General features: G+C 44.6%; 13 protein-coding genes. 6 read left to right on the top strand and 7 right to left on the bottom strand.

Features of this window, described 5'->3' with window-relative positions; all coding sequences use genetic code 11:
- Positions 1-201: 201 nt before the first annotated feature.
- Positions 202-816 (top strand): cyclase family protein, encoded by a 615-nt coding sequence (locus ABN702_RS21205; protein ID WP_417898576.1) that lies wholly within the window; start codon positions 202-204, stop codon positions 814-816.
- A 127-nt stretch (positions 817-943) separates the two neighbouring features.
- Here ABN702_RS21205 and gndA read toward each other — a convergent pair whose 3' ends face one another.
- Both gndA and ABN702_RS21195 read right to left on the bottom strand, forming a co-directional pair.
- The gene (gene gndA / locus ABN702_RS21200; protein ID WP_417898575.1) at positions 944-2,356 is read right to left on the bottom strand and encodes an NADP-dependent phosphogluconate dehydrogenase; all 1,413 of its coding nucleotides are present in this window, start codon (positions 2,354-2,356) and stop codon (positions 944-946) included.
- A gap of 333 nt (positions 2,357-2,689) precedes the next feature.
- Entirely contained in the window at positions 2,690-3,334 is a 645-nt protein-coding gene (locus ABN702_RS21195; RefSeq protein WP_417898574.1) for a DUF1836 domain-containing protein, read from the bottom strand.
- A gap of 169 nt (positions 3,335-3,503) precedes the next feature.
- Between ABN702_RS21195 and htpX the strand changes: the two genes are divergently transcribed.
- Entirely contained in the window at positions 3,504-4,382 is an 879-nt protein-coding gene (gene htpX, locus ABN702_RS21190) for a protease HtpX (protein ID WP_417898573.1), read from the top strand.
- Between the two features lie 54 nt (positions 4,383-4,436).
- On the opposite strand, the gene ABN702_RS21185 is transcribed toward htpX, so the two are convergent.
- A complete protein-coding gene (locus ABN702_RS21185; protein ID WP_386641999.1) occupies positions 4,437-4,694 on the bottom strand; it encodes a GlsB/YeaQ/YmgE family stress response membrane protein in 258 nt (85 codons plus the stop codon).
- Positions 4,695-4,894: 200 nt separating this feature from the next.
- Here ABN702_RS21185 and ABN702_RS21180 point away from each other — a divergent pair, with 200 nt between their 5' ends.
- Together ABN702_RS21180 and ABN702_RS21175 are read left to right on the top strand one after the other, a co-directional pair.
- On the top strand, positions 4,895-5,335 hold the full coding sequence (locus tag ABN702_RS21180) for an SRPBCC family protein (protein WP_417898572.1): 441 nt from the start codon (positions 4,895-4,897) through the stop codon (positions 5,333-5,335).
- Positions 5,336-5,695: 360 nt separating this feature from the next.
- Positions 5,696-6,286, top strand: coding sequence for a VanZ family protein (locus tag ABN702_RS21175; RefSeq protein WP_417898571.1), 591 nt, complete (start codon positions 5,696-5,698; stop codon positions 6,284-6,286).
- Between the two features lie 90 nt (positions 6,287-6,376).
- On the opposite strand, the gene nfsA is transcribed toward ABN702_RS21175, so the two are convergent.
- Complete coding sequence (nfsA, locus tag ABN702_RS21170; RefSeq protein ID WP_417898570.1) at positions 6,377-7,126, bottom strand: oxygen-insensitive NADPH nitroreductase; 750 nt, start codon at positions 7,124-7,126, stop codon at positions 6,377-6,379.
- Between the two features lie 149 nt (positions 7,127-7,275).
- Between nfsA and ABN702_RS21165 the strand changes: the two genes are divergently transcribed.
- Positions 7,276-8,799, top strand: coding sequence for a glycine betaine uptake BCCT transporter (locus tag ABN702_RS21165; protein WP_417898569.1), 1,524 nt, complete (start codon positions 7,276-7,278; stop codon positions 8,797-8,799).
- A 136-nt stretch (positions 8,800-8,935) separates the two neighbouring features.
- Complete coding sequence (locus ABN702_RS21160; protein WP_417898568.1) at positions 8,936-10,261, top strand: short-chain fatty acid transporter; 1,326 nt, start codon at positions 8,936-8,938, stop codon at positions 10,259-10,261.
- Between the two features lie 19 nt (positions 10,262-10,280).
- Here the strand turns inward: ABN702_RS21160 and ABN702_RS21155 are convergent, their stop codons facing one another.
- From ABN702_RS21155 to ABN702_RS21145, 3 genes are all read right to left on the bottom strand, one after another.
- A complete protein-coding gene (locus ABN702_RS21155; RefSeq protein WP_417898567.1) occupies positions 10,281-10,808 on the bottom strand; it encodes a hypothetical protein in 528 nt (175 codons plus the stop codon).
- Positions 10,805-11,278 carry a hypothetical protein gene (locus tag ABN702_RS21150; RefSeq protein WP_417898566.1) on the bottom strand — a complete coding sequence of 158 codons (474 nt, stop codon included), beginning with the start codon at positions 11,276-11,278 and terminating at the stop codon, positions 10,805-10,807. The genes ABN702_RS21155 and ABN702_RS21150 overlap by 4 nt, the downstream gene beginning before the upstream one ends.
- A 180-nt stretch (positions 11,279-11,458) precedes the next feature.
- The gene (locus ABN702_RS21145; RefSeq protein WP_417898565.1) at positions 11,459-11,965 is read right to left on the bottom strand and encodes a PTS sugar transporter subunit IIA; all 507 of its coding nucleotides are present in this window, start codon (positions 11,963-11,965) and stop codon (positions 11,459-11,461) included.
- Positions 11,966-12,097: the final 132 nt, after the last annotated feature.

Below are 12,097 nucleotides of genomic sequence, written 5' to 3'. Positions count from 1 at the left end.
AGGTGGGCGAAGGTTGATAGCCGCAAGCGCCCGTAGCTGGACAATTGGAAAAGCGGAGCCGGCTCGTTCAGCCCCGACAAGCTTTAGACGATTTCCGGAAGAGGTCGTACTTTGACCGCATCCGGAAATTGGCTTAAGACCTCGAGGGGCTAGCCGGCGCAGCTGGACAGGGCAACAACCAATTTGAGAGGAGTTTTTCACATGAAAGTATATGATGTATCTTCACCGATTTTTACAGGAATGCCTGTTTATAAAAACAAGCCTGAAAAGCAGCCAGCACTAACAACGAATACGAACGGTTATGTAACGGAAACCCGCCTGGAGCTTGACGTGCACACCGGGACTCACGTTGATGCCCCGCTTCATATGATCGTGGACGGCGAAACGATCGAGACCTTGCCTCTTGAAAGATTGGTAGGCCCATGTAAGGTATTCGACCTGACTTCTGTGGAAGACCGCATCAAGAAGGAAGACATCGCCCACCTTGATATCCAGAAGGACGACTTCATCCTGTTCAAGACGAAAAACTCGTTCGACGAAGAGTTCAATTTCGACTTTGTATTCGTGGCAGAGGATGCGGCGCACTATTTGGCGGAAATCGGAATCAGCGGAGTGGCAGTGGACGCACTCGGCATCGAGCGCAGCCAGGAAGGTCACCCGACACACAAGACTTTATTTAACAACAACGTCATCATCATTGAAGGTCTTCGTCTAAAAGACATTGAAGAAGGCAGCTACATCATGGTAGCAGCTCCTTTGAAGCTTTCCGGCGTGGATGCTTCTCCTGCTCGTATTGTTTTGTTGGACATGAACTAAAAACAGCAAGTGCCAAAGGTTGCTCTCCAGACACCTTTGGCACTTTTTTTTGCACAAAAAATCATAATAAAAAAGCCAACCCCCAAGCAGCACCATGTTGCCCCGGGATTGGCTTTTTTAAATTATATTATTTTGACATCCATTCCGTATGGAAGATGCCTTCTTTATCTGTACGTTGGTATGTGTGTGCACCGAAATAGTCGCGTTGTGCCTGGATCAGGTTGGCAGGCAGCGTCTCGGAGCGATAGCTGTCATAGTACGCCAATGCGCTTGAGAATGATGGTACAGGTACGCCGTGCTGGATTGCTACGCCAAGGATCTCACGCAGGCCGCCTTGGTAGCTTTCCACGATCTCCTTGAAGTAAGGGTCCAATAATAGGTTGGCAAGTCCTGCTTCACGGTCATATGCTTCCTTGATCTTTTGCAGGAATTGGGCACGGATGATACAACCGCCACGGAAGATCATCGCGATTTCGCCGTACTTCAGATCCCAGCCATACTCTTCGGATGCTGCTCGCAATTGTGCGAAACCTTGTGCGTAGGAACAGATTTTGCTCATGTACAATGCCTTGCGAACGGACTCGATGAACGCTTCCTTGTCGCCATTGAACGTTACGCCTTCCGGTCCGCGAAGCATGCCGCTCGCTTTCACGCGCTCTTCCTTCATTGCAGAAATGAAGCGTGCGAATACGGATTCGGTGATGATTGGAAGTGGTACGCCAAGGTCCAATGCGCTTTTGCTTGTCCATTTACCGGTACCTTTTTGGCCGGCAGTGTCGAGGATGACATCGACAAGCGGTTTGCCTGTTTCGTCGTCCACTTTTGTGAAGATGTCTGCCGTGATCTCGATCAGGTAGCTGTCAAGCTCGCCTTTGTTCCACTCGGCAAATACTTCATGAAGCTCTTGTGCGGACAATCCAAGGACATTTTTCAAAAGGAAATACGCCTCACTGATCAACTGCATGTCGCCGTACTCGATGCCGTTATGCACCATTTTCACATAGTGGCCAGCGCCGTCTGGACCGATATATGTGCAGCATGCATCGCCTTCCACTTTCGCGGAGATGCTTTTCAGGATATCCTCTACAAGGTCATACGCTTCCTTTTGGCCACCAGGCATGATGGAAGGACCTTTTAATGCTCCTTCTTCCCCACCGGAAACGCCTGTCCCGATGAAATGCAGACCAAGCTCCGCCAATTCCTTGTTGCGGCGGATCGTATCTGTGTAAAGCGTGTTACCGCCATCGATCAGGATGTCGCCTTTATCCAGATGCGGCTTCAAGGATTCGATGGTTGCGTCTGTCGGTCCGCCCGCTTTTACCATCAATAGTATTTTGCGCGGGGATTCAAGAGACTGAACAAACTCTTCGATGCTATATGTACCTTTAAAATTTCTGCCTTCCGTTTCTTGAATGAATTCTTCTGTTTTTTCAGGTGAGCGGTTGAATACAGATACAGAATAGCCTCTGCTTTCGATATTCATTGCGAGGTTTTTCCCCATAACTGCAAGCCCGATTACACCAATTTGCTGCTTTGCCATTTTATAAAAACTTCCCTTCTACAAGGTAATTTGTTTCGCGATAGTCCGAATTGAAAATACCATAAAAAGCCTGATGGAATCAAGCTTTATACCCATTATAACCTATCTTCGGTGATGCGAACGCTTACACACGAATATTCTTTATTCTTTGCTGTTTTCGTATACTTTATTGCTTTTGACGTATTCAAAGTAAACTCGTAATATTACTTGCTTTCGTGCACTTTTCCCGTGAAGTAGTTTTATTTTCTCTTTGAATAATATGGGTATAAATGCTGTAAAAAATCCAAAAGCCTTATTTTTCGGACAAATGCAACAAATTTTGCGAAAAGAGCTTTATTCTTTGTCAACCAGGCTAATCACATACTGTTTCGCAAGCGACTTTAAGTACCGTGTTCGTACTGCAAGAACGGCAACCAAAAGGGAACGGGATATTTTGCTTCTCTCTACCTGCGTATACAAGGACTCCTTTGCAAGATATGCCTCGATTTCTTCTTTAATATGCTCCTCCGATAAAATTTCTGTTTGTGCCATCAAGTTTTCATAGAGACAAGCATATGATTTATAAAATACCACCGGACTGATAATGTCATCGGTGCGATCTTTCGGGTTGTTGAAAATGGACCCGAGTACCTTTCGAATCTCTTCAAAATCCAATAACACCTTCAGATCCTTTACAATAAAAAGGAGGGCTGCCTGCTCGATGGAATATTTGCGACCCACTTGTGGTGCTCCAATGTATTCCTTTATTTCTCGTTTCACCCAGTTTTTCAGCGCAGGCTCCGAATAGACTGCCGTTTCGAGCTGATTTCCGAGCCAGACGATATTTGACATGGTGAGCCCTATCTCCCCATCGGCTTTCTTGGTTATCAGCTGCTGGAAATTTCCGGGTAGGGAATCCCTGTATACCACTAAGCCCTCTTTAGTCTGGAATTTCTCCAAAAGCACCGCCAGCTCTAATCTTGTCCATCCTTTTTCCATCAGGATTACCTCTTTTCGCTCGTCCAATTATGCTCTAATAGTAAAATGAGAATGTGTTTTCGTCAAATATAGTCAAGGTATTTTTATTGATAAATCAGACACATATCTTTATAATTGTAAACAAGAGATATAGGTTCATAAGAACTCAAAAACAATCAGGAGGAGAAACATGGCAAAGCGTATTTTCTATTTTCTTTTAACGAATATTCTAGTTCTGACTACAATTACAATTATCTTCAGTTTAACTGGGGCTGGCAATTACATTGATGAAAATGGCATTGATTTTGGCGCCTTATTAATCTTCAGTGCCATCATCGGTTTCACCGGTTCCTTCATTTCCCTATTGATGTCCCGCTGGATGGCAAAGAAAATGATGAACGTTCAGGTCATCGATCCGAATGGTCCGATGAGCACTCAGGAGCGTCAAATTGTGGAAATGGTACACCGCATGTCACGTGCTGCTGGTATTACGAAAATGCCTGAGGTTGGTATCTACCACTCTCCAGAGGTAAATGCATTTGCTACAGGTCCTTCCAAGAACCGCTCCCTAGTGGCTGTTTCTTCCGGACTATTGCAAGAAATGGACGATGCTGCCATTGAAGGTGTTATCGCCCACGAGGTTGCCCACATCGCAAACGGCGATATGGTAACGATGACACTTCTACAAGGTGTTGTGAATACATTTGTTATCTTCTTGGCTCGTATTGCAGCGTTCATCGCTTCCCGTTTTGTAAAAGAGGAAATGGCACCGATCGTACACTTTATCGCTGTGATTGTGTTCCAGATCGTCTTCTCCATTCTTGGAAGTTTAGTTGTCTTCGCATTCTCCCGTTACCGTGAATACCATGCGGACCGTGGCGGCGCAGACCTTGCAGGCAAGGATAAAATGGTACACGCATTGCGTTCCCTTCAAGCTTACACACACAGAATCCGTGATGAGCAGGATTCAGCAATCGCAACTTTCAAAATCAGTGGGAAAAGAAAGAGCTCTTTATTCTCTACTCACCCTGATTTGAATGAGCGTATCCGCCGCTTAGAGGCGAAGTAATAGAGACACAAAAAGGAGTTAGCCGCTGAGGCTAACTCCTTTTATTCTGATTCATTATGTTGCACTTCTCATACCTCTTGAGATAAGGCTCAGTAAGAATACAAAGATAGCTGCTCCGATAATGGCAGGTACGATTGCCATATCCGCAATCACTGGACCCCATTTACCCAATAGTGCGTGACCGATCCATGCCCCGACAAGTCCTGCGATCATGGCACCCAGAATTCCTCCTGGCATACCGCCTGGGGCGATTGCGCTTCCGATCATTCCAATAATGATTGCAATTATAATAGTAATTAATAGTCCTAACATGTCATTTCCTCCTCTAGTGTTTGTTAGATGTTTGTTGCTTACAGAGTATATTTCCGTTTGCAAAACTTTTTAAACTTCGGGCCTTCAGATTCTATCCCTGCCTGGACATATCTGGTATATTAGATGTGGATTGTTTGAAAAATTCTCATTGATAATAATAGATTGTTTTAGAAGAAACCTACTATAAAGGAGGATGTAAAATGGCAGATATTCAGGATTCCGTCATAATCAACAAGTCTGTGGAGGAAGTTTTTTCGTATGCTTCCAATATGGAGAATTCCCCAAAGATCATGGAAAATGTCGTGGAAATTGAAAAGCTGACAGATGGTCCGTTGCAGGCTGGTTCACGCTTTAAGGAAACCCGTGAAATCAGGGGACGTAAAGCTTCTTCCGTTATTGAATTTATGGATTACACTCCCAACAAAAGCTATACTGTAAAAAGCGAAGCCAACGGGTTGAAGGTTGTGTACTACTACGATTTCGTACCTGCTGATGGCGGTGGGACGAGGGTGGATTTCAAAGGGGATATCCATACTTCCGGTCTTGTGATGAAGCTCACCAAGCCGATTATCCGCAGAATCCTGAAGAAGGAAGACGGGGATCATTTGAAAAAGTTGAAAAACTTGCTTGAGAGTGAGTGAGTTTAATAACAGGTAATGGCAGCCGGGCTGGAAGCTTGGCTGCCTGTTTTTTGGGGTATGGTCTTCTGGTAGGCTTGCAAAAACCGCGAATAATGCTATTTTCACAGTTAAAAATCACCTTTTTTTAGTTTTTTGCACTAGCTTGGGGGAGTTTTCGAATGTTTACTCATTAAGCATAAAAAATATGCTGGATCTGCTACCGATTCTAACAAATCTACGTAGCATTCTAACACTTTCTCCTGCCATTCTAACAAATCCGTCTCGAATTCTAACAAAATCGACAATCATTCTAACAAATCACGTTGCCGGTAAAGACTCGGTACAGTTGAAACGAACGAACATAATCCAAAGGAGATCTCCATGAAAAAGCACACCATTCCAATTATCTTTTCGGCCCTGATTCTTGTACTTATGATTCCTATCTATCAGCCCCTTGCCACCTACCTTCATCCTTTGGTCATACCTGTCGTATTCTTCTGCGTGTATGTGGTGGTCTTTTATACAGCTCTTTTCTTCAGGAAAGAGACTGTAACAATTTCCGGGAAGACGCTAAGTACCGGTTTGGGCATCTACTCCCTATCACTTTTAGTTCTGCTTTTCTTTCGGCCTAACGAGCAGGATTATGGCGCGGCCCATAATGTCAATCTTGTCCCTTTCTCGACCATTTCCCTTTTTCTTTCCGGAGATGCCGATCCTCTTGTCGCCTTCTATAACTTGGCGGCAAATATTGTACTTTTCGTGCCATTTGGGGTTGCGCTGAAATGGAAAAAGCGGAACTGGATAACATTGCTCATAGCGCCGATTATCGCCATTTCCCTTATTGAACTCACACAGCACCTGACCAACCGTGGTAGCCTAGACATCGATGACCTCCTGCTTAACACCCTGGGATTTTTCCTCGGCTACCTGCTCACTCCCGTCTTTAGACGGATCATTAAAATCAAACCCTAACAAAAAAACGCACCCTACGGTTTTTCCCGTACGATGCGTTTTTTTGTCGAAATTTGTAGGGGTCAGGCCCCTATTTACTACTTTTATTAACTACTTTTTGGCCAATCCTTGCTTTTCCACAAATTCCTTCATTCCTGTACGTTTTGGTTCACGCAGCATATTGGCCATTTGGCTCGACCAGGTGTCAGCGCGTTTGCCGCCAGTTCGGGCATGATAGTAGGCGGAAGTTGTTTTATTGTAGTCTTCGAGCTGCTCCTTGTAGCTTGTCTCATCCGTATTGTAGGTGTCCTCCTGATAGACATGTTCAAAAGGGAGTCGGGGCTTCACATCGGTCTGCTGGGCCGGGTAGCCCACTGCGAGACCGAAGAGGGGCATAGCATGACTCGGGATTCCAAGCAGCTCTGTCACCTGTTCCATATTATTACGGATACCGCCGATATAGCAGATGCCAAGACCCATGGATTCCGCTGCAAGTGAGGCATTTTGTGCAGCGAGCGATGCATCGATGACGGCTACCATGAATTTCTCCATGCTTTCAAGAGAGCCGGACACATCCGTTCCTTCCATTTCCCCTATCTGTTCATGGCGGTGCAGATCGGCACAAAAGACGAAAAAGTGCCCGCTATGCTCCACATAGGACTGATTCCCGGCAAGCTCAGCCAGCTTCTTTTTCTTCTCCTTATCCTTCACTCCAATGATCGAGTATGCCTGAATAAAACTGGAGGTGGAAGCCGCCTGTGCACATTCCACGATGGTTCTTATCTGTTCATCCGATAATGGCCTGTCCTCAAATTTCCGAATCGAGCGGTGCTGTAAAATGGTTTCAATCGTAGGGTTCATCCCCGTTCCTCCTCTTGTTGGCAATCTTACTATCCATTAAATCAGTTCCTGAGGGGAATTTCCAGAAGGAGCTCTTTTTTCAGAGAATCACGAGTAAATCAGTCGGAGATAGGGAATAGTAGACTGATGCACTTTTCTTAACATACATATTGGGGGAGATTTCTATTAAAAAGCTTGATGTAGTTTTTTGGTTTTCAGCAATTGCAATATCCTTGCTGGTAGTAATTGGTGCTATAGCGCCTAAGGCATTTGCAGCGGTAGCAAGCGAGATTTTCAACTTCACCACCTATGCATTCGGCTGGTTCTATTTGCTTTCGGTTTTATTTTTTGTGTTATTCTGTATTGTGCTCGCGCTATCAAAATACGGAAAAATCAGGTTGGGCAGGGATGAGGATCGTCCGGAGTTTTCCTTTTTCACCTGGATTGGCATGCTGTTCAGCGCCGGTTTTGGAATAGGTCTTGTGTTCTGGGGAATCGCAGAACCGATGAGCCACTTTTTCACGCCGCCACGCGGGACGATTGACGCCTTAGGCGAGGAGGCTGCCCGTGCTTCGATGCAGTATTCTTTTTTCCACTGGGGATTAAGTCAGTGGTCCGTATTCACGATAGTCGGCCTTGCGATCGGGTATTTTCAATTCCGCAAAAAGGAAGATGGACTCATTTCGACCACGTTAAATCCGATTATTGGTACAAAAAATAGAAGTTACATAAGAAAGCCCATTGATATCCTGGCAGTAATTGCAACCGTGATGGGTGTTGCGACTTCCCTTGGGCTCGGAATTCTGCAGATCAACGGCGGATTAAATGTCGTGTTCGGCATTCCGAATAATGCCACCGTTCAATTGATCATTATTTTTGTACTATTGATTCTTTACTTGGCCTCCACTACAACAGGGATCGAACGCGGAATCAAGTATTTGAGCAACTTGAATCTGACATTGGCATTGCTGTTGATGGTCTTTGTCTTCTTTGCTGGGCCCACTGTATTCATTCTTAACACCTTTACACTTGGGATCGGGGACTATATCTCGACATTTTTCACAACGAGCCTCCGGTTGACGCCTTATAAAGGAGGGACTTGGGTCAGGGATTGGACGATTTTCTACTGGGCTTGGGCCATTGCGTGGTCACCATTTGTCGGCGCGTTCATTGCCAGAGTTTCCAGAGGCAGAACGATTCGGGAGTTTGTTTTTGGTGTCCTCGTCATTCCACCGGTGATTGCCCTATTATGGATCGCTGTATTTGGAGGAACCGCCCTTCATTTCGATCTGTTCGGCGGGACCCAAATTGCGCAGGCCGTGGATAAAGATGTAACCAGCGCCTTGTTTGCAACCTTTGCAGAACTGCCATTTACATTTATCCTATCTGTGATATCCATCCTGCTGATTTTCACTTTCCTGATTACATCAGCGGATTCCGCAACGTATATTCTGGGAACGATGACCTCAGGGGGCAGCTTGAATCCTCCATTATTATTACGCGTCATTTGGGGAACCTTGATGGCATCAATCGCTGCCGTCCTCCTATTGGCAAGTGGGCTTGAAGGACTGCAAACCGCCTCTCTTGTGTCGGCGCTGCCATTTACGGTTATTCTGATTGCCATGTGCTACTCCCTGTTTAAATCCCTGCGAAAGGAAAGGGGGATGGCACGCAGGAACAGAATGGAAAAATAACAGAATGCACCTTCCAAATCGGAGGGTGCTTCTTTTTTGCCTTCCTAAAAAAGGAGGAAAATTGTTACGAATAGAGAATTGTAAAAGAGGGATGGGATACATAATACAAAATTTTTTTACCAAAGGGGGAGTTTGTTTGAAAGGAGTCATTTCGTTTTTTAACAGATTAATGCAGCGCTATCTACCTGATCCATTCTTATTTGTTATCATTTTAACGTTTGTAGTATTCGGATTGGGTCTTCTTTTCACCGATAGCGGTCCTGTAGATATGGCAAAGCATTGGGGTGGAGGCTTCTGGGCCCTTCTCGCCTTCTCGATGCAGATGGTGCTTGTTCTCGTAACCGGTCATGTACTGGCCAGCAGCCCCATTTTTAAAAGAATGCTTGGCAGCCTTGCGTCCACTGCGAAGTCGCCAGGTGCAGCCATTATTATCGTAACCATCGTTTCCATCGTGGCGAGCTGGATCAACTGGGGCTTTGGACTCGTTATCGGAGCTCTGTTTGCAAAAGAACTGGCAAAACGCGTGGAAAACGTGGACTACAGGCTATTGATTGCAAGCGCTTACAGCGGTTTCATTGTCTGGCATGGCGGATTTTCAGGATCCATCCCGCTTACCATTGCGACAGAGGGCCACTTTTCACAGGACTTGATCGGTGTCATCAGCACGGATCAAACCATCTTTGCTCCATTCAACCTGGCTATCATAGCGGCGCTATTTATTACATTACCATTGTTGAATCGCTTAATGATGCCTTCCAAGGACGAAACCATCACAGTGGATCCTGCAATGTTGAATGACTCTTCAAGCCTGCAGGCGGCAACCATTGAAAAAGGCGCGCTCACTCCAGCGGATCGTTTGGAGAATAGTTGGATCCTCTCCCTGCTCGTTTCAGTGATGGGACTATTTTTCCTATTCCTTTATTTTGCAGATAATGGTTTCAAATTGAACTTGGATATCGTCAATTTCCTATTCCTGTTCCTGGGGATTCTGTTCCACTGGCGTCCTAAGCATTTCCTGGAAGCGGTGATGAATGCGGTTAAAGGGGCAAGCGGCATCATTATTCAATTCCCTTTCTACGCAGGAATCATGGGGATGATGGTAGCTTCCGGTTTAGCAGGAGTCATGTCAGAGGCATTCGTCTCCATTTCCAATGAGCATACCTTCCATTTCTTTGCTTTTATTAGTGCAGGTATTGTGAACGTCTTCGTTCCTTCAGGCGGAGGGCAGTGGTCGGTTCAGGCCCCAATCATGCTGGAAGCAGCGCAGTCCCTTGACGTATCTGTTGCCAAAACGGCAATGGCAGTTGCTTGGGGGGATGCATGGACGAACATGATCCAGCCTTTCTGGGCATTGCCTGCCTTGGCAATCGCCGGCTTAAAGGCGAAGGATATCATGGGGTTCTGTGTCATTGTCCTATTCATAAGCGGAGTTATCATCTCCCTGGCATTTTTACTGCTATAAGAACACATTCAAGCTTCTCCTACTTGTTAGGAGGAGCTTTTTTCATGATAAAAGTGAACAGCACTAACGTGACACTTTGAACATAAAAGTAAAATGGAAAAGAGTAGATAAACTTATAGCCAGCCTTATAATGGAATACTCCCAGATTGGAAGCTACCCTTTCTACAATCATCGCTGTAATCGACCAAATGATAATATAAACCATGGTTCGATAGCGCCTGAGCTTCAAATAATCGTAAATGTAAAAGAAAAAATATCCGTAAGGGCCATACATGATGTAGGAAAAAAAGTCGAATAATTCAAACTTGGAACTGTCGTTTACATCGTAAAAATCAAATGGGGGGATGCTTATCGTATGATCGAATACCATTCCGCTATTCATGCCAATAAATAAAAAAAGGAAAGTGTAAGTTGTTGGGAACCGCTTTGGAAGTATGAAAAGTAGCGAATAACCAATAGCAATACTAATAAGTATGAACCACTCATTTGAATTAAACGCATGATCATAGTTAACAGTTGAGGCAAGCGTCCAACATTTCATTTTCATCCCTTCAACTCACCTTCTCTAAGTATGAAATATCGAAACACCTTCGCGATTCCAAGCGTTGTGCACAAATAGACGATGGAAATAAGAAATGTCCATCCAAAGTTCCAATTGGTATACGAAATTACCTTTAATTTAATTGAAATTAACTCCAACAATATCCCGATTCCGATAAATAAAAGTACACCACTCACCTTATACATAGGTGACTTCTCAAACACTCGATTGACAAAAATCAGTAACAAAAGAGGATAAACGAGTGTTCGTTGAAACCAGAAGCAAATGAACAGATGGGGCTCTTTAGAGTACTCGATCATGCTTAAATTCAAGCTGAGCATCGTAATGACGTTTTTATTAATAAAAAGGAAGAAGAAAAATAAAAACAAATTTTCTACAAGTGATAGTGATTTTCTCTGAAACAGGAAGAATGCTGCAAAAATCCATGTCAATATGAGATAGAAGACAACTTGCATCTGACTTCACTCCTCTTGGGGTTGCTGGTTGTTTTCCAGTCATTAAATATTCGACAAATTTCGCCAAAAGCCCATCATGTACCCTATATAAAAAAGAGAAGCTATCTAGCTTCTCTTTTGGTAGTATGCTCAAATTCCATCTCTTTATTAATATCCCGTAGCGTTTCCCCATCAACAAACTCAGCCCTTAACCTTCCACTCCACAAGCGCCGTTGCACCCTTGAATGCATCTAGCACATCATGCTTCTGGACCTTTTCCAGGATGTCACCATTTGTCAAAATAACGGGTGTCACGATGCTTTTCGCTTTTTCCTCGATCAGCTCGATATCGAAAGTCAGTAGAGGCGTACCAACTGTTACTTTATCGCCCACATTTACTAATCCTTCGAAGCCTTCACCCTTCATGCCTACCGTTTCTAGTCCAACATGGATAAGGATCTCCACGCCCGTTTCCGACTTGATCCCGATTGCATGCTTGGTCGGGAAGAATTGTACGATCTCACCATTTACCGGGGAAACGACTGTTCCTTCCGTTGGTTCGATTGCAATGCCGTCACCCATCATTTTTTGGGCAAACACAGGATCTGGCACTTCTTCAAGCGGAACTACCTTTCCTGTAATCGGCGCAACCAACACCTCTGTCGTTTTTACTTCGTTTTTTCCGAAAAGCTTTTTCAAAAATGACATGTCTTTTTCCTCCTTAAGGTCTGAATTGTCAGGAAAATAAAAAAGACCCAACACGCCCGGGGTTTATCCGGGTCGTATTAGGTCTTGCCTGCTTTACCAGTCACAATCCATCTTGTTATTTTTATAAAATAA

It is taken from the genome of Bacillus haimaensis, assembly GCF_048270625.1.
In the GTDB taxonomy this organism is placed as follows: domain Bacteria; phylum Bacillota; class Bacilli; order Bacillales; family Bacillaceae_I; genus Sutcliffiella_A; species Sutcliffiella_A haimaensis.
This window is presented reverse-complemented; position numbering and strand designations above follow the sequence as displayed.